The following is a 23998-nucleotide window of genomic DNA, read 5'->3' as shown; positions in this document are numbered from 1 at the left end:
TTTGCCGGTGTGTTAGTGTGAAAGAAGAGAAGGAGTGATGATGTTTGGGTAATGAGGGATTCAGCAGGGAACGCCTGCTCCAGACGATTGAGGAGAGCAGGGGCTTTCCGTCAATTGATCCCGAGATTTTGGCCAGCCGCCTCGAAGGACTGGCGGCCATCGGCCGCACGGAAGAAGGTGGCATTACACGATATGTCTATACAGAAGAAGAGCAGAAGGCAAAGAACCTTTTTCGTTCCTGGATGCAGGAAGCGGGCCTGAGTGTGAGGGAAGATGGTGTGGGGAACATTTACGGCCTTTGGGAGTCTGGCCGGACCGGAGCCCCGATCATCCTTACCGGCTCTCATCTGGACACTGTGAAAAACGGGGGCGCTTTTGACGGAGCTCTCGGCTGCGTATCAAGCCTGATGGCAGTAGAAGCATTGAAGGCCGAGGGGGCCGAACTGGACTGCTCCATAGAAATTGCTGTTTTCGTCGATGAGGAAGGGGCGCGCTTTGGAAGCGGTATGCTAGGAAGTCGTGCGGCCGTCGGCGATATATCGAAGGACGATTTTTTTCAGATGCGTGATGAAGAAAGAGTGACGGCGGCGGAGGCAATGAAGCTGATGGATTATTCGCCAAACAAGCTCGAAAGTAATATTTATCCGCGTGAACGGCTGCGGGCATATTTAGAGCTGCACGTAGAGCAGGGAAAACAGCTCGAACAGCAGGAGGCAAGTATCGGAGTGGTAGAAGGAATCGCCGGCCCTTCCTGGCTTGACGTTCATTTTTTTGGAGAAACGGATCACGCCGGTAATACACCGATGAATATCAGAAAAGACGCGGCCGCCGCAGCAGCAGAATTTATTCTGTATTTGGAGAATCTTCCAACCATGCACAGTGACACCGCAGTAGCTACCGTAGGAAGGCTTTCTCTTGAACCAAACGGTTCCAACGTAATTGCCGGGGAAGCCCGGCTGACAGCGGACATTCGTGATCTTGACGAGAAAGTCCGGGATCAGATGATAAGCCTCGCACGAAGCGAAGCAGAAAAAATAGCCGAGCGCCGGGGGATTACTGTGTCTCATGAAGTTGCCTTCAGAGTAAAACCGGTGCCGGTTCCTGAATGGATACGGAATTCGATTGAGGACGCCTCCCGGGGCATTGGCCTGACTACAGAATCCCTCGTCTCGGGAGCAAGCCATGACGCCATGATGTTCGGCGCCTACGTGCCATTTGGCCTGCTTTTTGTTCCGAGCTTTGAAGGAAAAAGTCACACGCCGGAGGAATTCACCGAATTAAAAGACTGTGTAAACGGGGTTGCTGTCTTAAAAGAGACTATACGAACGATAGGCACAGAAAAAGAGCGATAAATAAGCGAATGAAGCGGGAAATGAAATTCTGCTTCGTTCGTTTTTTTTAGAAAGAACCTGTTATAATAAAAGCATTGAAGTAAAGAAATAAGGAGCCGCTGCGCAAATGGCAAAAAAGAAAAATAAACAGACGTTTTACGTTCAGCAAAAAGAAACAGTAGAAGAGTGCCTCGAACGGATTGCCGCGGAAGGCTTTATGCCGGTACGCAGAATGGAAAAGCCCGTATTTGAAGAACAAACCATCAACGGAGAAACACAGTATGTGCCGGTGAGGCAGGAAATCAGCTTTGAAGCAAAAAAGAAATAAACGAACATTTAAGCTTTTAACATTATGATTGTTCGAATTTTGATTGACAGATAATATAACAACTTGTTAAGCTAAAACACGTAAGCAAGAAAAGCAGAACGATGACAATCCTCATATACTTTCGGGAATAAGGCTCGAGCGTCTCTACCCGGCAACCGTAAATTGCTGGACTATGAGGAGAATGATCAAACGAAGCCTTTGTCTGAAATAGTGGAAGCTTCGGCTTGAAATTTTCTTCTATAGTAGAGCGTATACGTTCACGAGACCTTCCCCGGAGTGCGGAAGACTATCCTTTTTTAGGGATGGATCTGGCACCGGGGCTTCTTTATGTCAAAAAGTACGTGAGGAAAAGCAAAGGAGTGGCGCAAGTGGAACCGCAGGTAGGAGTAGTAATGGGCAGCACATCCGACTGGGAAACGATGCAGAAGGCATGCGAGGTGCTCGGTGAACTCGGGGTGCCGTTTGAAAAGAATATCGTATCCGCCCACCGGACACCGGATTATATGTTTGAGTACGCGGCAGAAGCTAGAGAGCGTGGAATAAAAGTGATTATTGCCGGTGCAGGCGGGGCAGCTCATCTGCCGGGCATGATAGCAGCGAAAACGACCCTTCCGGTCATTGGGGTGCCGGTGCAGTCCAAGGCTTTAAGCGGTTGGGACTCGCTTTTATCCATTGCTCAGATGCCCGGCGGCGTGCCGGTAGCGACTGTGGCAATTGGAACATCCGGAGCGACAAATGCCGGACTGCTCGCTGCACAGATGATTTCAGCCTTTGATGAAAAACTGGCGGATAAATTGCAGCAGCGTAGAGAACAAATGCGTAAACAGGTCATGCAGTCAGGAGATGAATTATGGGACGAGTGATGAAACCAGGACAGACAATCGGAATACTTGGAGGCGGACAGCTCGGACGGATGATGGCGTTTGCGGCCAAGCCAATGGGATACCGGGTGGCTGTGCTTGAACCAAAAACAGATTCGCCTGCGGGGCAGGTGGCAGATGTTGAAATTGAAGCTTCTTATGACGACCGTGCCGGAGCAGACAGAATGGCAGAAGCGTGCGACGTATTAACGTATGAATTTGAAAATATTGACGCAGAAACAGCCAGGCATCTGGAAAACACCCTTTATCTTCCTCAGGGCAGCCAGCTCCTTCACACAGCTCAGCACCGCCTTCGTGAAAAACAGGCAATTGAAGCAGCAGATATTAAAGTAGCTCCGTACCACCAGGTGACTTCCCGCGAGGAGCTTTCAGCAGCGGTAGAGCAGATTGGCGTTCCGAGCGTGCTGAAAACATGCCGCGGCGGCTACGACGGTAAGGGACAGGTAGTATTAAAAGCGAAAGAGGACGCAGAAGCAGCATTTGAAACTCTCGGTGGGAGCGACGGAAAGGAACTCGTACTTGAAGCGTGGATTCCGTTTCAAAAAGAAATTTCCTGCATCGTCACCCGGAGCGTGCACGGGGAGACCGGAGTGTTTCCGGTCGGAGAAAATATCCATGTTAATAATGTGCTTCACCAGACAATTGTACCAGCGAGGATTTCCCGCTTTGTGAACGAAGAAGCGATCCGTATCGCCCACCGGCTTGCGGAGCATATGGATCTTGTCGGCACCCTGGCGGTGGAAATGTTTGTTACAGACGAGGAAACGGTGTATGTAAATGAAGTGGCGCCAAGGCCGCACAACTCAGGCCACTATACGATTGAAGCATGTGAAACATCCCAGTTTGAACAGCACATCCGAGCTGTCTGCGGTCTTCCGCTCGGGCCTGCAAGACTGAAGCAGCCGGTGGTCATGACCAACATTCTCGGTGAACATGTCGAAGCGGTAACCGCGAATATGGAAGAGTGGAGCAAGGATCATGTGCATCTGTATGGCAAGGATGAAGCCAAGCCCGGCCGGAAAATGGGGCACTGGACAGTACTGCGGGAGGACCTGCAGGACGCGCTTGACCGGTCCGCGGACGTATGGAAGCAGTACATAGAGACGTAATTATTAAAGAGAAGAGTGGAGGAACCTGATTATGATCGATCGTTACACGCGCCCGGAAATGGGTGCCATCTGGACCGAAGAGAACCGCTTCAACGCTTGGCTGGAGGTCGAAATCTGCGCCTGTGAAGCCTGGTCGGAGCTTGGAGACATTCCAAAGGAAGATGTAAAAAAAATAAGGGACAATGCGTCCTTTAATATCGAACGGATCCAGGAGATTGAAGAGGAAACACGCCATGACGTTGTGGCGTTTACACGGGCGGTATCGGAGACGCTCGGCGATGAGCGCAAATGGGTGCATTACGGCCTGACCTCCACTGACGTTGTAGATACGGCGCTCTCCTATCTGATTAAACAGGCCAATGACATTTTACGGGCAGATCTGGAGCGCTTTCTCGAAATTTTAAAAAACAAAGCAAAAGAGCATAAGCATACGATCATGATGGGGCGTACCCACGGCGTGCACGCGGAGCCCACTACCTTTGGGATTAAGCTTGCTCTCTGGTATCAGGAAATGAAGCGCAATATCGAACGCTTTGACGCTGCGGCCGAGGGGATTCGCGTTGGGAAGCTGTCGGGAGCGGTTGGAACGTTTGCCAACATCCCGCCGGCTATTGAAGAATCGGTCTGCCGGAAGCTTGGCCTTCAGGCAGCGCCGGTATCGACGCAGACGCTGCAGCGGGACCGCCATGCAGATTACATGAGCACCCTCGCATTAATTGCTACGTCGATTGAAAAGATGGCGGTTGAAATCCGCAGCCTGCAGAAAAGCGAAACCCGGGAAGTGGAAGAATTTTTCGCCAAAGGCCAAAAGGGATCCTCAGCGATGCCGCATAAACGCAATCCGATCGGATCGGAGAATATGACCGGGCTGGCCCGGGTCATCCGCGGCCATATGCTGACTGCTTATGAAAATGTGCCGCTCTGGCATGAGCGCGATATTTCCCATTCCTCGGCTGAACGAATTATTATTCCAGACGCCACCACGGCACTCAATTACATGCTGAACCGCTTTGGCAATATCGTGAAAAACCTGACAGTATTCGAAGACAATATGAAAGCAAACATGGACAAAACGCTCGGCCTTGTCTTCTCGCAGCGTGTGCTGCTTACGCTGATCAACAAAGGCATGGTGCGCGAGGAAGCGTATGACACAGTCCAGCCCAAGGCGATGGAGGCCTGGGAAAAAGGCATTCCATTCCGTGAACTTGTGGAAAATGAACCGGCCATTACAAATGTTTTAAGCAGTGAAGAAATCGAAGAGTGCTTTGACCATCGTCACCACATGAAGGAAGTCGATACGATCTTCGCTCGTGCCGGCATCGAATAACAAAGGATAGTCCAAAGGAGGAGCCTGCGATGGAAAAACGCGCTCTATTGTATGAAGGAAAAGCCAAAAAACTGTATGAAACAGATGTGGAAAATACGCTCTGGGTAGAGTACAAAGACGATGCGACAGCGTTTAACGGGGAGAAAAAAGAAGTCCTGGTCGGAAAAGGCAAGCTGAACAACGAAATTTCCTCCCTGCTCTTTCAAAAGCTGCACGAAGAAGGCATAAACAACCACTTCGTGGACCGGCTCTCTGAAACCGAGCAGGCGGTCAAAAAAACAACAATCATCCCACTTGAGGTCGTTGTGCGCAATATTGTCGCCGGCAGCCTCCACCGCCGCACCGGCATTGAGGAAGGCACTGAAACGGATCAGCCGGTGGTGGAATTCTACTACAAGGATGACGAGCTGGGGGATCCTTTAATTAATGATGATCATATCCGCCTGCTGGAGGCGGCTTCCCCATCGCAGGTGAAGGATATGAAGCATATGGCCGAACACGTGAACGAAACGCTTAAAAAGCATTTTTCCGACCACGGCCTGCTTTTGGTGGACTTTAAAATTGAATTTGGAACGACAGAGGACGGGGAACTCCTGCTGTCTGACGAAATTTCTCCGGATACGTGCCGGCTGTGGGATAAAGAAACCCGGCAGAAATTTGACAAAGATCTGTTCCGTTACGGGATTGGTTCTCTTCAGGAAGGCTACACCGAAATATTACAGCGATTAGGAGGGGCTGCACATGGTTAACGTTCAAGTGTATGTGACATTGAAAGAAGGAGTGCTTGACCCGCAGGGAAGCACGATTGAAAACGCCCTGCAGACAATGGGGTACCATGAGGTGGCATCTGTCCAGACCGGCAAGTATATTGAGCTTGAAGTAGAGGAAGGAAACAACCTTGAAGCCCGGATTGAGGAAATGTGTGAAAAGCTCCTCTCCAACCCGGTGATTGAAGATTATACGTACACGATCGGAAAGGGCGTGTCCTGATGAAGTTCGCGGTTATTGTGTTTCCAGGATCCAACTGTGATGATGACATGTACTACGCAATCCAGGAGGGTCTCGGAGAGCCGGTGGATAAAGTCTGGTACACCGAAGAAAGCGTCGCGGATTATGACGGTATTCTTCTGCCCGGCGGTTTTTCCTATGGAGACTATCTTCGTTCCGGTGCAATTGCCCGTTTTGCCCCGGTTATGGCAAGCGTCGTGGAACAGGCGGAAAAAGGCAAGCCGGTTCTTGGCGTGTGCAATGGCTTCCAGGTACTGCTTGAAGCCGGACTGCTTCCGGGAGCTATGCAGCGCAACCGGTCGCTGAAGTTTATCTGCCGCCCGGCAAGCCTCGTGGTGGCGAATCATGAAACCGGCTTTACCTCCGAATACGGCGAAAGCGAACGAATAACGATCCCGGTCGCCCACGGTGAGGGAAACTATTACTGCGACGACGAGACTCTAAAGGACCTGCAGGCTAGCAACCAGATTGTGTTCACGTACGAAGACAATTTTAACGGCTCCAAAGAAGCGATTGCCGGCATTATAAACAAACAGGGCAACGTGATGGGCATGATGCCGCATCCGGAACGAGCAACCGACCAGATTCTTGGCAGTGACGACGGATTGAAAATCTTTCAATCAATATTGAAGCAATGGAGGAAATCCCATGTCCTTACTACTTGAGCCTTCTGCAGAACAGATTGAACAGGAAAAAATTTATCAGGAAATGGGCGTAAAAGACGAAGAATTCGAAATGATTAAAAAAATTCTCGGACGCCTGCCAAATTATACAGAAATCGGCCTGTTTTCAGTCATGTGGTCGGAGCACTGCAGCTATAAGCATTCCAAGGCCCAGCTGAAAAAGTTTCCGACAGAGGGCGAGCGCGTGCTGCAGGGGCCTGGTGAAGGTGCCGGCATTATTGACATCGGCGACGAGCAGGCGGTTGTGTTTAAAATGGAAAGCCACAACCATCCGTCAGCGATCGAGCCCTATCAGGGGGCGGCTACCGGCGTCGGAGGCATTCTCCGGGACGTGTTCTCGATGGGGGCCCGGCCGGTCGCTATTATGAATTCGCTTCGTTTCGGGGAATTGGTCAAGCCCCGGGTGAAATATTTATTTGAAGAGGTTGTGGCCGGCATTGCCGGATACGGTAACTGCATCGGTGTGCCGACGGTCGGAGGCGAAGTACAGTTTGATCCGAGCTATGAGGGCAATCCGCTTGTGAACGCCATGTGCGTTGGGCTGATTGACCATAAGGATATTCAGAAAGGAATTGCCAGCGGCGCCGGAAATACGGTTATTTACGTCGGGGCAAGCACCGGTAAAGACGGGATCCACGGAGCTACTTTTGCTTCGGAAGAAATCAGCGACGAATCAGAAAGCAAGCGTCCTTCCGTGCAGGTGGGTGATCCATTTATGGAAAAGCTGCTGCTCGAAGCATGCCTCGAACTTGTAAAGTGTGAATCACTTGTCGGGATTCAGGACATGGGAGCTGCAGGGCTGACTTCTTCTTCAGCAGAAATGGCCAGCAAGGCGGGTTCGGGCATTGAGATGAACCTTGATACGGTGCCTCAGCGGGAGCTTAACATGAGCCCGTATGAAATGATGCTTTCCGAGTCCCAGGAGCGGATGCTTCTGGTGGTCAAACAGGGCGAAGAAAAAGAAATTCACGACATCTGCAGCCACTGGGGGCTTCACTCGGCGGAAATTGGCCATGTCATCGATGATCAGCGTCTTGTGCTCTGGCACAATGGTGAAAAAGTTGCGGATGTGCCCGTGGATGCGCTGGCCGAAGATGCACCGGTGTACTATCCCGAGTCGCGGGAGCCGGAAGCGTTCCGCAAACGCCAGCAGCAGAAGGCGTGGCGGCCGGATGTGAGTGATGCGAAAGAAACGCTCACAGACCTGTTAAAGCAGCCGACGGTGGCCAGCAAGGAATGGGTATACGACCAGTACGATTACATGGTCCGCACCAATACTGCCGTAATGCCAGGCTCCGATGCAGCGGTGCTCCGGGTACGCGGCAAAGATAAAGCACTTGCGATGACAACCGACTGCAACGCGCGTTACCTCGGGCTTGACCCGGAGCAGGGCGGAAAAATCGTTATCGCAGAAGCGTCCCGGAACATTATCTGCTCGGGCGGGCTGCCGCTTGGGCTGACCGACTGCCTGAACTACGGCAATCCGGAAAAGCCGGAGATTTACTGGCAGTTTGAAAAGTCGATTGACGGCATGACGGAAGCATGCAAAACCCTTGAAACACCGGTTATCGGCGGCAATGTGTCGCTCTACAACGAAACGCAGAACGGCGCGATCTATCCGACGCCGGTCGTTGGCATGGTCGGACTGATTAAAGAGCTTGCCCATATTACAACCCAGGAGTTTAAGCAGGCAGGGGACGCCGTATATGTTATCGGTGAAGCGGGCGAAGACTTTGGTGGCAGCGAGATTCAGGAGATGCAGACCGGCTCGATTGACGGACGGGCGCCGGAGCTTGATCTTGACACCGAGTACCGGAGGCAGCGTGACGTGTTAAAGGCGATTCAGGCAGGGCTGGTGCAGTCGGCGCATGACGTATCCGAAGGCGGTCTTGCCGTCGCACTTGCGGAAAGCACATTTGGCACCGGACTCGGAGCAGAAGCAGTGATCACCGGAGAGGTTATCGATGAATTGTTTGCAGAAACGCAGTCCCGCTACGTAATTTCCGTAGCTGCAGAAAACAGGAAGGCTTTTGAAGAGACAGTACCAGACGCGAGATACGCCGGCAGAGTGACAGAAGAAGCGACATTGCACTTACTCAAAGAATCGGGAGAGACGATTCTTCAAGCTTCTGCCAAGGAGTTGGAGAACGCCTGGAAAGGAGCTATTCCATGCTTGGTGAAATCAAAGGCTTAAACGAAGAATGTGGTGTGTTTGCTGTCTGGAATCACGAGGAGGCAGCGCAGCTGACCTATTACGGGCTGCACAGCCTTCAGCACCGCGGGCAGGAAGGGGCAGGCATCGTCGTCAGTGACGGCGATAAACTGTCGAGCCACAAAGGACTCGGTCTTATCACGGAAGCCTTTAAAGAAGGAGACCTTGAACAGCTGCAGGGAAATGCAGCCATCGGCCACGTACGCTACGCTACAGCCGGCGGCGGGGGTCTTGTAAACTGCCAGCCGCTGCTTTTTCAGTCGCAGACAACTGGTCTTGCTGTTGCACATAACGGAAACCTTGTGAACGCCAACCACGTAAAAGAGGAGCTCGAAAGAAAGGGGAGTATTTTCCAGTCTACCTCGGACACTGAAGTGCTCGCCCACCTGATCAAGAGAAGCGATGAAACCCGCTTCGAAGACCAGCTGAAGGATGCCCTGTCCTATATTGAAGGAGCATACGCTTTTGCGGTAATGACGGAGGACAAACTGCTTTGTGCTATGGATCCGAACGGTCTTCGTCCGCTTGCGATCGGAAAAATTGGCGAAACCTACGTGGTCGCTTCCGAGACGTGTGCGTTTGATGTGATCGGGGCCGAATACGTCCGGGACATGCAGCCGGGAGAAATTATCAGCATTGATGACTCGGGCATGCGCTCGGAATTGTTTTCAACTGCCACATCCCGGGCGATCTGCAGTCTGGAATACGTCTATTTCGCCCGGCCGGATTCCAATGTGGACAATATTAATGTGCATACGGCAAGGAAAAATCTCGGCAAGGAAATGGCTAAAGAAGCGCCGGTGGAAGCGGATGTCGTGACTGGGGTGCCGGACTCTTCCATTTCCGCCGCTATCGGATATGCCGAAGCTACGGGTACACCGTATGAACTCGGACTAATTAAAAACCGGTACGTCGGCCGGACCTTTATCCAGCCGTCGCAGGCTCTTCGTGAGCAGGGTGTGAAAATGAAGCTGTCTGCTGTGCGTGGGGTCGTGGAAGGTAAAAGAGTCGTGATGGTGGATGATTCAATTGTCCGCGGTACGACAAGCAAACGGATCGTCCGCATGCTCAAGGATGCAGGAGCAACGGAAGTGCACGTACGGATCACGTCACCGCCGATTACGCATCCGTGCTTTTACGGGATAGATACGTCAACGAAGGCAGAATTGATTGCCTCGAATTACACCGTCGATGAAATGCGCGATCTGATGGGGGCCGATTCCCTGTCGTTTATCAGCATTGAAGGCCTGCAGAACGGCATCGGCCGGGATAAAAGCGAGCCGAACTGCGGCCAGTGCCTCGCGTGCTTTACCGGCAAATACCCTACAGAAATTTACGATGATACGCTCCATCCGCACGATAAAATTATGAATGGTTAACAAAGGAGGGCCTTACGGATGTCTGAAGCTTACAAGCGGGCCGGTGTAGACGTTGAAGCAGGATACCAGGCGGTAGAGCGGATGAAAAAACACATTGCCCGCACCGGGCGCCCGGAAGTGATGGGGGCTCTCGGTGGTTTTGGGGGTATGTTTGATATTTCCGGACTTCCTTACAAAGAGCCTGTGCTTATATCGGGCACAGACGGTGTCGGTACGAAATTAATGCTTGCTTTTCAAATGAATAAGCACGATACGATCGGCCAGGACGTGGTGGCGATGTGTGTAAATGATATTGCCGTCCAGGGGGCCGATCCCCTCTATTTTCTGGATTATCTCGCCCTGGGAAAAGCAAACCCGGAAAAAATCGAGCAGATCGTCAAAGGCGTGGCAGACGGCTGTGTGCAGGCAGGCTGTGCTGTCATTGGCGGAGAAACCGCCGAGATGCCGGGAATGTACAGCGAGGAAGAATACGATCTGGCCGGCTTTGCCGTTGGGGCAGCGGAAAAGGCGGACATTCTGGCTGAACCAAAGGCCGAGCCCGGGGACGTGATTATCGGGGTAGCATCTTCAGGCGTGCACAGCAACGGGTTTTCCCTCGTGCGCAAGGTATTGTTTGAAGACGGCCTGTTTACGATGAATGACACGGTTCCTCCGTTTCAGCGTCCGCTCGGTGAAGAGCTGCTTGAGCCGACAAAGATTTACGTGAATGCGGCGAAAGCCATTAAGCAGCTGGGCACATCCAGAGGAATGGCCCATATTACTGGCGGCGGTTTTTTTGAAAATGTACCGAGAATGCTGCCGGACGGCTGCGGCGCGATGTTTGATGTCCACAGCTGGAAGCAGCCGGAGATTTTTCCTTTCATTCAAAACGAGGGTCATTTGTCCCCGGAAGACATGTTTGGCACCTTTAACATGGGCATTGGTTTAATGACAGTGGTCCCGTCTGCGGAAAAGGAAAACGTGCTCGAGGCCCTGAAGCAGGCCGAGGAAGAGGCGTGGGCCATCGGGGAAGTGACTGATGGCGGCGGTGTGCAGGTGAAGGGGGCGACGTGCTGATGAAGCTCGCCTTATTTGCCTCTGGTACTGGGTCGAACGCCCGTTCACTGGTCCGCGCAGCCCGGGAAGAGAGACTCGAAGCGGAATTTGTGCTGATTGTCTGTGATAAGCCGCAGGCGCCGGTCGTTGCCTTTGCCGAAGAAGAGGGCATCCCGGTGTTCGCTTTTTCACCGAAGGAGTACGAGAACAAGGCGGCGTTTGAAACTGAAATCGTGAAGGAATTATATGCTAAAGGGGCGGAGCGGATCGTGCTTGCCGGCTATATGCGGTTAATCGGCGATACACTGCTTAGCGAATACGGTGGGCGTATGATTAATGTCCATCCTTCACTGCTTCCGGCTTTTCCTGGAAAGGATGCCATCAGGCAGGCATGGGACGCAGGAGTAAAGGTGACCGGTGTCACGGTTCATTACGTTGATGAAGGCATGGACACCGGCAGCATCATTGCGCAGGAGCCGCTGTATGTAAAGGATACGGATTCGCTCGGAACACTCACCGCCGGCATCCAGGCCGTTGAACACCGGCTTTACCCGGAAATTGTCCAGCAATGGATCAGCCGCCCCCTGAAAACAGCACAAACCAATACGGAGGGAGCCAACCATTCATGAAACGAGCATTAATTAGTGTGTCAGATAAAGAGGGGATTGTACCCCTGGCCAAAAGCCTTGAAAAGCAGGGAATTGAAATTATCTCGACGGGAGGAACGAGCCGCGTACTCGAGGAAAGCGGTGTGCAGATCAAGGGTATTTCAGACGTTACCGGCTTTCCGGAAATACTTGACGGACGGGTGAAGACGCTGCATCCAAACATACATAGCGGACTGCTTGCCCGCCGCAGCGACGATGCCCATACAGCTCAGCTGAACGAGCACGGCATTGAACCAATTGACCTGGTAGTCGTAAATCTGTACCCGTTCAAAAAAACGATCGAAAACCCGGACAAGTCGTTTGAGGATGCCATTGAAAATATTGATATCGGCGGCCCGACAATGCTTAGGGCAGCGGCGAAAAACTTCGAAGACGTCACAGTTGTGGTAGATCCGGATGATTACGAGCTTGTGCTTACAGAATTAAATGACGGCGGCTCGGTATCTGCGGAGACGAACAAAAAGCTTGCAGCCAAGGTCTTCCGGCACACTGCTTCCTATGACGCGTTAATTGCGGATTATTTAACCCGGGAAGCCGGCGAAAAGCATCCTGAAATGTATACCGTGACGTATGAGAAAAAGCAGGATCTGCGCTACGGCGAAAACCCTCATCAGGAGGCAGCTTTTTACCGGGAGCCAATCGGGCCGCTCAGCTCGATTGCAAATGCCTTCCAGCTGCACGGCAAGGAGCTGTCCTATAATAATATTAACGATGCCGAAGCAGCGCTCAGTATGATCCGCGAATTCACGCACCCGGCCTCGGTGGCTGTTAAACACATGAATCCGTGCGGGGTCGCGATTGGGGAAACGCTCGAGGAAGCCTACGACAAAACGTATGCCGCAGACCCGGTCTCGATATTCGGGGGAATCGTTGCGTTTAACGGCGAAGTAACAGAGGCCATCGCAGAGAAGCTGAAGGAGATCTTCCTTGAAATTGTTATCGCACCGAGCTTTTCGCAGGAAGCCCTTGATTTACTGACACAAAAGAAAAATATTCGTCTGCTGACAGTAACGCTCGAGGGAATGGCGGAGACACGCTCTCAGCTGACTTCAATTCACGGCGGCCTGCTTGTACAGGACGAGGACACCAAAGGTTTTCTGGATGCGGACGTCCGGGTGGTAACTGAAAGGGAGCCGACAGAAGCGGAATGGGAGGACTTGAAGCTTGCCTGGAAGGTAGTTAAGCACGTGAAATCCAATGCGATTGTATTGACGAAAAATGTCCAGACGATCGGAATTGGCGCAGGGCAGATGAACCGGGTCGGCTCGGCCGGCATCGCTATTGATCAGGCCGGGGAGGAAGCGGCGAACAGTGCTCTTGGCTCCGACGCCTTTTTCCCTATGCAGGACACGGTGGAAACCGCCGGGGAAGCAGGTATTTCAGCGATTATCCAGCCGGGCGGCTCAATCCGGGACCAGGAGTCCATCGACCGGGCCAATGAACTGGGTATCACTATGGTGTTTACCGGGATGCGCCATTTCAGGCATTAAGATCCGAAAAGCCCGGGATTTTGTTTCCCGGGCTTTTCTTTGGAACCGGTGAGGTGCAGATATTACGGCTTTTGAACAGGAGGATGGCGATGAATGTCTTAGTAGTAGGAGCAGGGGGCCGCGAGCATGCCCTTGCTTATGCCTTTGCAAAAAGCGCAAGCGTGGACCGGGTATATGCAGCACCGGGCAACGACGGTATGGTGAATTACGCAGAATGCGTGAACATAGCAGAAACCGATCAGGAAAGCCTCGTGGCCTTCGCGAAAGAAAAGGCGGTGGAGCTGACCGTGATCGGACCGGAAGCCCCTCTGTTACAAGGGCTTGCCGACCGTTTTGAGCAGGAGGGCCTGCGTGTATTCGGTCCGGGCGAGAAAGCAGCTATGATTGAAGGAAGTAAGTCGTACGCGAAAGAAATCATGGAGCGCTACCATATTCCAACCGGTGCCTATGCTTCGTTTTCAGCATACGAAGAAGCAGAAGCTTATGTACGCAGGCAGGGAGCGCCGATTGTCATTAAAGCAGACGGCCTGGCTGCCGGCAAAGGGGTCACCGTGGCAATGACCGAAGCAGAAGCGCTGCAGGCGCTTGAAGAAGTGCTCAAAGACCATAAGTTCGGAAAAGCGGGGGCCGAAGTAGTCATTGAAGAGTTTTTGGAGGGTGAAGAGTTGTCTTTGATGGCTTTTGTACACGGCGAAATGGTGGTGCCGATGGTGGCTGCGCAGGACCACAAACGCGCCTATAATAACGATGAAGGTCCCAACACTGGAGGGATGGGTGCCTACAGCCCCGTGCCTCAGTTTACACAAAAAGACATCGATGAAGCAGTGGAAAAAGTGCTCCAGCCGGCAGCCTCCGGCCTGGTGCAGGAAGGTGCGCCGTTCACTGGTGTCCTGTATGCCGGATTGATGATGACATCTGCTGGGCCGAAGGTGATTGAATTTAATGCAAGGTTCGGCGATCCGGAAGCGCAGGTCGTGCTTCCCCGGCTTGAATCGGACCTGGCGGAGCTTCTGACAGCCCTCCTCGACGGAGAAAAGCCAGAGCCTGTATGGTCAGAAGAAGCTGTCCTCGGGGTAGTAGCCGCCTCTAAAGGCTATCCGGGAAGCTATGAAAAGAACCTTCCCATCGCCCGTGTGCCGGAAAGCCCGCTTCTTTTTTTCGCGGGAGTGGAAAAAAAGGACGACGTATATGTAAACAGCGGCGGCCGGGTGCTGCTGCTGTCAGAAAAAGCTGCGACTCTCGGAGAAGCGAAAAAACAGGTGTATGAAAAAATGAAGGAACTCGATACGAATAATTTGTTTTACCGCACCGATATTGGCTTTCGGGCGCTGCAATAGTGAAAAAGGAAACTGTTTCTGCCGTCAGCAGAAGCAGTTTTTTTATGAATTTTGCAAAGTAAATGTGAATTTTATGTTATATTTCCTGCCATTTTCTTTTTCCTGCATGCAGGAGTCTGTTACAATAAGCAGGATGAAAATATTAGTACAGTTTTATCGCCTCTTCAATAAAATTTCCTAAAATTTTAAGTGAATTCTGACAATTACCTAAAACTGTTTCACTATTTTTTGTGAAAATATGAAAACAGTTGTAAAAAAGGAAAACGTTTCAAAATTGTCACCTGAAAATATAAAAAAGCGTTTACATTTGTGATATGATAGGGAAAATGAAATCGAGCAACGAACTGTGTGCAGGAGGAGAGATGTTTGAATGGCAAATAAGCTGTATCATTGGAGCAAATCAACATTGAGAGAGCATCTTTCCGTGATGAGGGGTGAAACAGCTCCCTCAATTATTTTAAAAGATGCAACGTACTTAAATAGTGCCCGAAAAAGCTGGACGCGCGGAAACATATGGATATATGACGACCGTATTATGTACGCCGGGCCTGAATGGCCGGAGAAAACAGACGGTTCAGAAATCGTCGACTGCAGTGAAAAATGGGTGGTGCCAGGTTATATTGAACCGCACGCCCACCCGTTCCAGCTGTACAGCCCGCAGACGTTGGCGGAGTATGCGTCTGTACGCGGAACGACGACGCTTGTGAACGACAATTTATTTTTGTTTTTAAATATGGAAAAATACCAGGCGCTCTCTGCCATTGAAGACCTGGGGGAGCTTCCCACATCCATGTTCTGGTGGGCCCGGTATGACTCCCAGACGGAGCTTGAGGAAGAAGACCGGTGGTTTTCGCCGTCGAACATGAAGGACTGGCTGGAGCATCCGCTCGTCGTCCAGGGCGGAGAGCTGACTTCGTGGCCTAAAGTAATGACCGGCAACGATACGATCCTGCACTGGATGCAGTATACCAAGGAGCTTAATAAGCCGATAGAAGGCCATCTGCCGGGTTCATCAGTATCGACGATTACGCAGATGGCACTACTCGGCGTGGACGGCGAGCACGAAGCGATGACTGCAGAAGAAGCACTGCGCCGGCTGGATGCGGGACTTGTTACCTCGCTTCGCTACTCTTCGATCCGCCCGGATCTTCCGGATATGATCGAAGGGCTGCTTGAAGCCGGAATTACGGACTTTCGCCGTTTCACACTGAATACCGACGGATCTACGCCTGCCTTTTACAAGGAAGGTGTTATTGACCGGACCATTCAAATTTGCCTGGACAAAGGCGTCCCCGAAATCGATGCATATGAAATGGGTTCGTACAACGCTGCGGTTCATTTGGGCCTCGACAATTTAATCGGCATGATCGCACCGGGGCGGCTTGCCCACCTGAATATTTTATCGGACAAGCGCGAGCCTAAGCCTGAAGCCGTGCTTGCTAAAGGGCAGTGGGTGTACAAGGATGAAACGAACCTGTATCCGAAAAAGCCGTTTGAATGGGAGAAATACGGCGTCACGCCGCTTGAAATTGACTGGGAATTAAAGGACAGTGACTTTCACTTTTCGATGCCAATGGGAATTGAATTGATGAATTCCGTTATTTTAAAGCCCTATCACGTCGGCATTGAAGCAAACAATGATGAGCTGTGGAAAACCCACGATGAATCCTTTTTCATGGTCATTGACCGGTACGGAAACTGGCGGGTGAATACGATATTAAAAGGATTTGCGACCAGGGTGGACGGATTTGCCTCCTCCTTTAATAACAACGGCGATATTATTATGATCGGCAAGCACAAGGAAGACATGGAAAAAGCAGCCGAAGAGCTGATAAAAAATAAAGGCGGCATTTTTCTGGTCGAGGACGGGGAAGTGGTGGAGCATATCTCCCTGGACATTTTCGGCCTGATGTCCTCGAAGCCGATGGAAGAGGTTATTGTTGAGCATGAAAAAATGGTGGATGCGCTGAAGAGTCGGGGCTATCCGCATGAGGATCCGATTTATTCTCTCTTATTTTTTGCAGCGACTCATCTCCCATACATCAGGGTTACGCAAAAAGGCATATATGATGTTCATAAAAAAATGGTACTCTTTCCTGCCATTATGCGTTAAACTGTAAAAGCAGGTACTGATATCAGCTAGTTTCAGCTTGGATGAAACTGTTTTGCGCGTCGATTTATGAATAAATACCTTCGTCTGTCACGTAGCCAAAAAGGAGTGTAGTGTGTTGCAGATTGACAAATTAAGGGGCAAAGAGCTCGATCAGCTCTTTCAGGCGATCCTTTCGTTAAAAAATATCGATGAGTGCTATGAATTTTTTGACGATCTATGCACGATTAATGAAATTCAATCACTTGCCCAGCGGCTTGAAGTAGCAAGAATGCTTCAGCACGGATATACGTATCACAAGATTGAATTGGAAACCGGTGCAAGCACCGCGACGATATCACGTGTAAAACGGTGCCTGAATTATGGAAACGACAGTTACCAGATGACTCTCGACCGTGTGCATGATGAAAAACAGGAACAGGACTCACAATAGAGCGTAACAGACAGACGCGTATAAAACTCCCGCCGGCCTGCCGGATGGGAGTTTTTTTGCGGGGGAAACCGAATAAGTTTATTTAGTAACGGCAGTGGATTTGGTATAATGAAAGACTGAGGAACAAAAAGCGGAAAGGCCCTGGGTATTTGGCCGTTTCAGGTATTAGAAGCTTCAAATGAAAGCCTGTGTGAGCTTATCTATTTGCATAAAGGGAGTACGTCAGGATGCTATCATATTCGGAATGGAGACATGTCTTTAAGCTCGATCCCGCGAAGACGATCAGCGACGAAGATTTAGAACAAATATGTGAGTCGGGAACAGACGCGGTCATTGTGGGGGGTAGCGACGGGGTTACCCTCGATAACACATTGAATCTTCTGGCCCGGGTGCGGCGGTTTCCGGTCGCGTGTGCGCTTGAAATCTCAAATATAGAGGCTGTAACGCCCGGCTTTGACTGCTACCTCGTGCCAACGGTGTTAAATGCCGGGGATGCACGATGGATTACCGGGCTGCATCAGCAGGCACTGAAGGAAATGGGCCCGGCCCTCGAGCAGGAGGAAGTGCTCGCAGAAGGGTACTGCATTTTAAATCCGGATGCTAAGGCAGCGGCGTTAACAGAGGCTATGACGGAACAAACAGACGAAGATATTGAAGCTTACGCCGCGATGGCGGACCGGCTGTTTCATCTTCCGATTTTTTATATAGAATACAGCGGTACTTACGGCGATGTGCGTATGGTGGAGGAAGCACGCAGAACGTTAAAAGAAGCAAGGCTCTTTTACGGCGGCGGTATCCGTTCGAAGGCCCAGGCAGCGGAAATGGCTGCTTACGCAGACACCATCGTAGTCGGAGACATTGTGTATGAAGACATTAAAAAAGCAGTCCAGACCGTCAAGGCGGTCAGACCGTAGCGTGAAGCACAAATATCCGGTATACTGAATAGGAACATATGTTCCTTAATACTTATGAAAGGCGGTGGCATCATGCAGCGACAAATCATTGAGCGCATGTTATCCGGAATGAACGAGCCGCAGAAACGGGCGGTCCAGCATACAGAAGGCCCGCTGCTGGTCATGGCCGGGGCGGGAAGCGGAAAAACCCGGGTGTTGACCCACCGGATTGCTTACTTAATCAGAGAAAAAATGATCCCGCCCTACGCGATTCTTGCGATTACTTTTACAAATAAAGCAGCTAAAGAAATGAAAGAGCGGGTCGGCAAACTTGTCGGCCCGGTTGCTGAGGACATTTGGATGTCGACCTTTCACTCGATGTGCGTCCGTATTCTCCGCCGGGATATCGACCGGATCGGCTATAACCGGAACTTTTCGATCCTGGATTCAAGCGACCAGCTGTCTGTGATCAAGCAGATTTTAAAAGACCAGAACATCGATTCGAAAAAATTTGAGCCACGGGCGATTCTTGGCATGATTTCATCCAATAAAAACGTACTCGAAACGCCGAAGCAGTTTGAAGAAAGAGCGGAAGGCCCGTTCGAAGAAATTGCAGCGGATGTGTATAAAGAGTACCAGCGCCGGCTCCGCAACAACCATGCTCTTGACTTTGACGACCTTATTATGAAGACAATCCAGCTGTTTGAAGACGTACCGGAGGTGCTGCAGTTTTATCAGCGGAAATTCCAGTACATTCATGTGGATGAATACCAGGACACCAACCGGGCGCAGTATATGCTCGTGAACATGCTCGCAGCAAAGCGCCACAATCTCTGTGTGGTAGGGGATTCAGACCAGTCCATCTACAAATGGCGCGGAGCCGATATACAAAATATTCTTTCCTTTGAGCGTGACTACCCGGAATCGGTCACTATTTTCCTCGAGCAGAACTACCGGTCGACGAAAACGATTCTGCGCGCGGCAAATGAAGTGATTAAAAACAATGCCGGCCGAAAAGAAAAAACGCTTTGGACGTCGAATCCGGACGGGGAAAACATCTACTATTTCCAGGCCTCCAATGAACGCGACGAAGCGTATTACGTAGTGGATAAAATTAAAGAAATTACGAGAAAGAAGGATATACGCCACGGTGATATTGCCGTTTTATACCGGACGAATGCCCAGTCCCGTGTGATTGAGGAAATGTTTGTCAAATCAGGCGTTGAATACAATATGATCGGCGGCACCAAGTTCTACGACCGGAAAGAAATTAAGGACCTTCTAGGCTATTTGCGGACAGTCGCGAATCCGGACGACGACATCAGTCTCGGGAGAATTGTAAACGTACCGAAACGGGGCATCGGAGCTTCTACGATGGAGAAGGTGACAAAATACGCTGCGAATCAGGATATTTCCCTCATCCATGCCCTGGAGGAGGCCGACCAGATTGGTCTCGGTGCCGGGCCGGTCAAAAAGCTGCAGTCCTTTGCCGAGCAGATGAAGCACTGGATGCAGATGCAGGACTACCTTTCGGTGACTGAACTGGTCGAAGAGCTGCTGGAGAAAACCGGCTACCGGGAAGCGTTGAAAAATGAACGCTCGCTTGAGTCACAGAGCCGCCTTGAAAACCTCGAAGAATTTATGACAGTAGCGCAGGAGTTTGAAAAACGGAGTGAGGATAAATCATTAATTTCATTTTTAACAGACCTGGCGCTCGTAGCTGATTTGAACGAAAATGACGACACAGACGTACGGGACAAGGTAGCGATGATGACCCTGCACTCCGCCAAGGGACTGGAGTTTCCGACGGTATTTCTTATCGGGATGGAAGAAGGAATATTCCCGCACAACCGTTCACTGTTTGAGCCCGAAGAAATGGAGGAGGAGCGCAGACTCGCCTACGTTGGAATGACCCGGGCCGAACAGGAGCTTCACCTGACCCACGCCTCCATGCGGATGCAGTACGGACGAACGCAGGCAAATCCAATGTCGCGGTTCATTCAGGAGCTTCCGCAGGAGTTGATCTCCGGCCGCGAGGAAAAGCAGCAGGCTCCTGCCGGTGGAAAAACAGCTTCCCCATTTGAACGCAAGCGCCAGGCTGCTACGGCTGCGCCCCGGGAAAGCAAAGCACCGACGCCAAGCGGAGGCAGTGACCTTGCCTGGAGTATTGGAGACAAAGCGAAGCACAAAAAATGGGGAACCGGTACCGTGGTCAGCGTACGCGGCGAAGGCAATGACATGGAGCTTGACATTGCCTTTCCGAGCGAAGGCGTCAAGCGGCTGATGGCCACGTTTGCCCCGATTGAAAAAGCGTAGAAAGGACGAAGCCGATGGAGAGAAAGCAAGCAGAAGAACGTGTGGAGAAGCTTCGACAACTGTTGGATAAGTACGGCTACTATTACTATGTAAAAGACGATCCGATCGTGCCGGATGCGGAATACGATGAACGGCTGCAGGAGCTGATCCAACTTGAAAATGACTTTCCGGATCTGCAGGCTCCTGATTCTCCTACGGTCCGGGTCGGGGGAGCCCCCCTGGAGGGCTTTCGCAAGGTGCAGCACCGGATTCCGATGCTGAGCCTCGGAAACGTGTTCAATGAACAGGATGTACGGGACTTCGACCGGCGGGTACGCCAGGTGACCGGCGATAACGTGGAGTATGTGTGTGAGCTGAAAATTGACGGGCTGGCCGTATCGCTTTCCTATGAAGACGGGCGCTTTGTCCTTGGGGCCACCCGGGGCGACGGTACTACCGGGGAGGATATTACCCACAACCTGAAAACGGTCCGGGCAATCCCTCTGCGTCTTGAAGAAGCGGTGGACATTGAAGTGCGAGGGGAAGTGTTTATGCCGGAGCGCTCATTTCTCAGCCTGAATGAAGACAAGGAGAAAAACGGAGAAGAGCCGTTTGCCAACCCGCGCAACGCAGCTGCGGGATCTCTCCGGCAGCTTGATCCGAAAATTGCGGCCAAGCGGAACCTGGATATTTTCCTTTACGGTGCCGGTAACGACGATGAGCTGGACGTAAATACGCACGCCGAGTCGCTTGATTTTATGGACCAGCTCGGATTTAAAGTGAATCCGGAAACAAAGAAATGCCAGACCATCGAAGAGGTGCTGGAATTTGTGGACTACTGGACGGAAAATCGCAACGGGCTCTCCTATGAAATTGACGGTATCGTGATTAAAGTGGATGACTTAGGCCAGCGGGAGGACCTCGGATTTACGGCAAAAAGTCCGCGCTGGGCGACAGCCTATAAATTCCCGGCAGAGGAAAAGGTGACGACGCTCGAGGATATTATTTTAAGCGTTGGACGTACCGGGGTGGTGACCCCGACGGCGAAGCTGACGCCGGTCCAGGTGGCGGGAACGACGGTGCAGCGGGCCTCGCTTCACAATGAAGACCTGATCCGGGAAAAGGGGATCAAGCTCGGGGACCAGATTGTCATCAAAAAAGCCGGGGATATTATTCCAGAGGTTGTACGGGTACTGACAGAACTCCGCGAAGGAAACGAACGGGAATTTGAAATGCCGACCGAGTGCCCCTCCTGCGGGACAGAGCTTGTCCGTCTCGAAGAGGAGGTGGCTCTTCGCTGCATGAATCCAAACTGCCCGGCCCAGCTCCAGGAAGCTCTGATTCATTTTGTCTCCCGGGGAGCGATGAATATCGATGGTCTCGGAGAAAAGGTGATTCAGCAGCTGTTTTCGCATCAATTAGTCTTTGGTATTGAAGACATTTATAAGCTCGACCGGGATGAGCTGCTTGAGCTTGAGCGTATGGGGGAAAAATCCGTTGATAATCTCTTGAGAGCGATTGAATCGTCTAAAGAGAATTCGTTGGAACGCTTATTGTTCGGCCTCGGGATCCGGTTTGTCGGCTCTAAGGCGGCCCGGACGCTGGCGGAAGAATTCGGTACGATGGAGGCGCTTGAACAGGCAGATAAAGAGCAGCTTCTTGCCATTTATGACATTGGCGAGAAGGTGGCGGACTCCATTGTCAGTTATTTTGAGCAGGAGAACGTTTCGACACTGCTTGGAGAGCTGCGCCGGCTTGGGCTGAATATGGAATACAAAGGGCCGCGGAAATCAGAACAGGCAACAGATACAGCGTTTAGTGGTAAAACGGTTGTTCTTACCGGAAAACTGCAGGAATTGACCCGCAAGGACGCCAAAGAACGTATCGAGGCGCTGGGCGGAAAAGTCACCGGCAGCGTCAGCAGCAATACGGATATCGTGGTGGCAGGAGAAGAAGCCGGCTCTAAACTGGAAAAAGCAAGAGAGCTGAATATTGCTGTTTGGAATGAACAGCAGTTAATTGAACAGACAAGTGAATAAAAAGAAGATAAAAGTAGCTTGTTTCACTCGGGCATACCTTCTAAGATAGAGAGTAGAAAGAAAAACTGTAAATCTCTGGACACACAAAAGAGAGAAAATAACTGGAAGGAAACGCCGGGAATGGAGGAAATGATATCATGCGGAAAAGAGCCGGCTTTATTATAGCTGCTTCCGTGTTTGCATTATCAGGGTGCGGGTTGTTTGGCGGGGAGGAATCTGAATCAGAGAACTCTCAGCCGGAATCAGAAGAAGATTTGTCGCTTAGTGCCGGCATTCCAAGTCTGGATGAGTACTACCGGGCGGTACTCACTGACGACGGCCAGTATGTCACAGGTGAATCCCGGGGACTCAGCAATTCCATTGTTTATAATCGCTTTGATCTTGAGCGGATGGAAATAGGCATGCAGGAGCTTGCTTCGGAGGAGTTCAGCCAGGACAACTATTACTTCCGGGAAGGCCAGCTCATTGAACGCAGTGAGTTAAACAACTGGCTGCTCCGGGAGGGCGAAGAAGGCGACGGGGAATCGACCACGAGGCCGAGAGGGCTGAATCCGCCGCTTGCCGGCAGTGAAGGAGACGGCTTTGAGGAGCGCGAGCGCGGCGAGCCGAGAACCATGTCTAATCTGCTTGAACATAATTATATGGAAGAGGGGAGCGACGGCCTTGAGCTTGGCGGTATTGTCATCGGGCTTTCGATGAATGAAACATATTACTTCCGCGAAGAATATGAAGACGGTACATACGGCCCGTGGCTTGAGGAGTCCATCAGTGAAGAGAATGCTCTCGAGGATGCACAGCGTATTGCAGAAGAAATTACCGAGCGTCTGCGGAACGATGAACGTGAGAATTCGGATCGGATTGAAGAAGTACCGATTATGTTTACTGTCTTTCAGGAGGCGCCGCGGGATTCGAGCGTGCCGGGAACGTTTATTGCCACTGGTATGGCTGATCCGGGACAGGAACCCGGAAACTGGAATGAGTTAAATGAATCAAACTATCTGTTCCCGTCCTCGGAAGCAGAGGAAAATAACCGTTCGGATTCCGAAATGTTTGATGAGTTTAGTAATGAAGTGAACAGCTTTTTTGATACTACAGTCGGTGTGGTTGGAGAGGGTCATTACGTCAACGGCGAACTCGACAGCCTGACGATTGATATCCCAATTCAGTTTTACAGTAAAACAGAAATTATTGCCTTTACCCAGCACGTGGCGGATAAAACAGAAGACATTTTTCCGGACGGTCTTGAAGTTGAAGTAAATATTAATTCCTCTGCCGGCCAGGAAGCGTTAATTACAAAAGAACCGGGAGAAGATATGTACGTTCACGTATACAATGAGTAATTTGTGAGCGCGGGAAGTGGGCACAGTTGCCCGCTTTCCTTTTTCTTTGATATGATCAGAGTATTGTCACGACAGAAGAACGACAGAAGCATTTAAAGGA

Annotated in this window: 20 protein-coding genes and 1 riboswitch; all 20 genes read left to right on the top strand. The window is 51.2% G+C overall.

The features are described 5' to 3' along the window. Window positions 1–44 precede the first annotated feature (44 nt). The 20 genes from G548_RS0108410 (at window position 45) to G548_RS0108315 (ending at window position 23898) form a co-directional block, all read left to right on the top strand. On the top strand, window positions 45–1352 hold the full coding sequence (locus G548_RS0108410; protein ID WP_022793719.1) for a Zn-dependent hydrolase: 1308 nt from the start codon (window positions 45–47) through the stop codon (window positions 1350–1352). Between the two features lie 106 nt (window positions 1353–1458). Beyond that, window positions 1459–1659: an NETI motif-containing protein gene (locus tag G548_RS0108405; protein ID WP_022793718.1), complete on the top strand. Its 201-nt coding sequence runs from the start codon at window positions 1459–1461 to the stop codon at window positions 1657–1659. A 91-nt stretch (window positions 1660–1750) separates the two neighbouring features. Beyond that, window positions 1751–1852, top strand: a riboswitch (purine riboswitch). A 175-nt stretch (window positions 1853–2027) separates the two neighbouring features. Next, window positions 2028–2522 carry a 5-(carboxyamino)imidazole ribonucleotide mutase gene (gene purE / locus G548_RS0108400; RefSeq protein ID WP_027847291.1) on the top strand — a complete coding sequence of 165 codons (495 nt, stop codon included), beginning with the start codon at window positions 2028–2030 and terminating at the stop codon, window positions 2520–2522. After that, window positions 2510–3649, top strand: coding sequence for a 5-(carboxyamino)imidazole ribonucleotide synthase (gene purK / locus G548_RS0108395; RefSeq protein ID WP_022793716.1), 1140 nt, complete (start codon window positions 2510–2512; stop codon window positions 3647–3649). The genes purE and purK overlap by 13 nt, the downstream gene beginning before the upstream one ends. A gap of 31 nt (window positions 3650–3680) precedes the next feature. Then, window positions 3681–4976: an adenylosuccinate lyase gene (gene purB, locus G548_RS0108390; protein ID WP_022793715.1), complete on the top strand. Its 1296-nt coding sequence runs from the start codon at window positions 3681–3683 to the stop codon at window positions 4974–4976. A 29-nt stretch (window positions 4977–5005) separates the two neighbouring features. Further along, window positions 5006–5725: a phosphoribosylaminoimidazolesuccinocarboxamide synthase gene (gene purC, locus G548_RS0108385; protein WP_022793714.1), complete on the top strand. Its 720-nt coding sequence runs from the start codon at window positions 5006–5008 to the stop codon at window positions 5723–5725. Beyond that, a complete protein-coding gene (gene purS / locus G548_RS0108380) occupies window positions 5718–5966 on the top strand; it encodes a phosphoribosylformylglycinamidine synthase subunit PurS (protein ID WP_022793713.1) in 249 nt (82 codons plus the stop codon). The genes purC and purS overlap by 8 nt, the downstream gene beginning before the upstream one ends. Beyond that, entirely contained in the window at window positions 5966–6649 is a 684-nt protein-coding gene (purQ, locus tag G548_RS0108375; protein ID WP_022793712.1) for a phosphoribosylformylglycinamidine synthase subunit PurQ, read from the top strand. The genes purS and purQ overlap by 1 nt, the downstream gene beginning before the upstream one ends. Beyond that, a complete protein-coding gene (gene purL, locus G548_RS0108370; protein ID WP_022793711.1) occupies window positions 6633–8861 on the top strand; it encodes a phosphoribosylformylglycinamidine synthase subunit PurL in 2229 nt (742 codons plus the stop codon). Before purQ ends, purL begins: the two co-directional genes overlap by 17 nt. Beyond that, window positions 8837–10258 carry an amidophosphoribosyltransferase gene (purF, locus tag G548_RS0108365; protein ID WP_022793710.1) on the top strand — a complete coding sequence of 474 codons (1422 nt, stop codon included), beginning with the start codon at window positions 8837–8839 and terminating at the stop codon, window positions 10256–10258. Before purL ends, purF begins: the two co-directional genes overlap by 25 nt. Before the next feature lie 18 nt (window positions 10259–10276). Next, entirely contained in the window at window positions 10277–11314 is a 1038-nt protein-coding gene (purM, locus tag G548_RS0108360) for a phosphoribosylformylglycinamidine cyclo-ligase (RefSeq protein ID WP_022793709.1), read from the top strand. After that, window positions 11311–11922 carry a phosphoribosylglycinamide formyltransferase gene (purN, locus tag G548_RS0108355; RefSeq protein WP_027847290.1) on the top strand — a complete coding sequence of 204 codons (612 nt, stop codon included), beginning with the start codon at window positions 11311–11313 and terminating at the stop codon, window positions 11920–11922. The genes purM and purN overlap by 4 nt, the downstream gene beginning before the upstream one ends. Next, window positions 11919–13451 (top strand): bifunctional phosphoribosylaminoimidazolecarboxamide formyltransferase/IMP cyclohydrolase, encoded by a 1533-nt coding sequence (purH, locus tag G548_RS0108350; RefSeq protein WP_022793707.1) that lies wholly within the window; start codon window positions 11919–11921, stop codon window positions 13449–13451. Before purN ends, purH begins: the two co-directional genes overlap by 4 nt. An 89-nt stretch (window positions 13452–13540) precedes the next feature. Next, complete coding sequence (purD, locus tag G548_RS0108345; protein WP_022793706.1) at window positions 13541–14788, top strand: phosphoribosylamine--glycine ligase; 1248 nt, start codon at window positions 13541–13543, stop codon at window positions 14786–14788. A 370-nt stretch (window positions 14789–15158) separates the two neighbouring features. After that, entirely contained in the window at window positions 15159–16901 is a 1743-nt protein-coding gene (locus G548_RS0108340) for an adenine deaminase C-terminal domain-containing protein (RefSeq protein ID WP_022793705.1), read from the top strand. Window positions 16902–17016: 115 nt separating this feature from the next. Further along, window positions 17017–17331: a YerC/YecD family TrpR-related protein gene (locus G548_RS0108335; protein ID WP_022793704.1), complete on the top strand. Its 315-nt coding sequence runs from the start codon at window positions 17017–17019 to the stop codon at window positions 17329–17331. A 227-nt stretch (window positions 17332–17558) separates the two neighbouring features. Next, complete coding sequence (gene pcrB, locus G548_RS0108330) at window positions 17559–18245, top strand: heptaprenylglyceryl phosphate synthase (protein ID WP_022793703.1); 687 nt, start codon at window positions 17559–17561, stop codon at window positions 18243–18245. A 72-nt stretch (window positions 18246–18317) separates the two neighbouring features. Next, window positions 18318–20540: a DNA helicase PcrA gene (gene pcrA, locus G548_RS0108325; RefSeq protein ID WP_022793702.1), complete on the top strand. Its 2223-nt coding sequence runs from the start codon at window positions 18318–18320 to the stop codon at window positions 20538–20540. Window positions 20541–20554: 14 nt separating this feature from the next. Further along, window positions 20555–22558, top strand: a complete 2004-nt coding sequence (gene ligA, locus G548_RS0108320; RefSeq protein ID WP_022793701.1) for an NAD-dependent DNA ligase LigA — start codon at window positions 20555–20557, stop codon at window positions 22556–22558. 137 nt (window positions 22559–22695) lie between these two features. Then, a complete protein-coding gene (locus G548_RS0108315; protein ID WP_022793700.1) occupies window positions 22696–23898 on the top strand; it encodes a CamS family sex pheromone protein in 1203 nt (400 codons plus the stop codon). The last annotated feature ends 100 nt before the right edge of the window (window positions 23899–23998 follow it).

The organism is Marinococcus halotolerans DSM 16375 (assembly GCF_000420725.1).
GTDB lineage: Bacteria > Bacillota > Bacilli > Bacillales > Marinococcaceae > Marinococcus > Marinococcus halotolerans.
This window is presented reverse-complemented; position numbering and strand designations above follow the sequence as displayed.

What these genes read in the sequence shown, in the direction of transcription:
- G548_RS0108315 (WP_022793700.1), top strand. Translation starts at nt 22,696, where the DNA reads ATGCGGAAAAGAGCCGGCTTTATTATAGCTGCTTCCGTGTTTGCATTA.
- G548_RS0108340 (WP_022793705.1), top strand. Translation starts at nt 15,159, where the DNA reads ATGGCAAATAAGCTGTATCATTGGAGCAAATCAACATTGAGAGAGCAT.
- purS (WP_022793713.1), top strand. Translation starts at nt 5,718, where the DNA reads ATGGTTAACGTTCAAGTGTATGTGACATTGAAAGAAGGAGTGCTTGAC.
- purF (WP_022793710.1), top strand. Translation starts at nt 8,837, where the DNA reads ATGCTTGGTGAAATCAAAGGCTTAAACGAAGAATGTGGTGTGTTTGCT.
- purL (WP_022793711.1), top strand. Translation starts at nt 6,633, where the DNA reads ATGTCCTTACTACTTGAGCCTTCTGCAGAACAGATTGAACAGGAAAAA.
- purB (WP_022793715.1), top strand. Translation starts at nt 3,681, where the DNA reads ATGATCGATCGTTACACGCGCCCGGAAATGGGTGCCATCTGGACCGAA.
- pcrA (WP_022793702.1), top strand. Translation starts at nt 18,318, where the DNA reads ATGCAGCGACAAATCATTGAGCGCATGTTATCCGGAATGAACGAGCCG.
- purC (WP_022793714.1), top strand. Translation starts at nt 5,006, where the DNA reads ATGGAAAAACGCGCTCTATTGTATGAAGGAAAAGCCAAAAAACTGTAT.
- G548_RS0108405 (WP_022793718.1), top strand. Translation starts at nt 1,459, where the DNA reads ATGGCAAAAAAGAAAAATAAACAGACGTTTTACGTTCAGCAAAAAGAA.
- purM (WP_022793709.1), top strand. Translation starts at nt 10,277, where the DNA reads ATGTCTGAAGCTTACAAGCGGGCCGGTGTAGACGTTGAAGCAGGATAC.
- purK (WP_022793716.1), top strand. Translation starts at nt 2,510, where the DNA reads ATGGGACGAGTGATGAAACCAGGACAGACAATCGGAATACTTGGAGGC.
- pcrB (WP_022793703.1), top strand. Translation starts at nt 17,559, where the DNA reads ATGCTATCATATTCGGAATGGAGACATGTCTTTAAGCTCGATCCCGCG.
- purH (WP_022793707.1), top strand. Translation starts at nt 11,919, where the DNA reads ATGAAACGAGCATTAATTAGTGTGTCAGATAAAGAGGGGATTGTACCC.
- ligA (WP_022793701.1), top strand. Translation starts at nt 20,555, where the DNA reads ATGGAGAGAAAGCAAGCAGAAGAACGTGTGGAGAAGCTTCGACAACTG.
- purQ (WP_022793712.1), top strand. Translation starts at nt 5,966, where the DNA reads ATGAAGTTCGCGGTTATTGTGTTTCCAGGATCCAACTGTGATGATGAC.
- purD (WP_022793706.1), top strand. Translation starts at nt 13,541, where the DNA reads ATGAATGTCTTAGTAGTAGGAGCAGGGGGCCGCGAGCATGCCCTTGCT.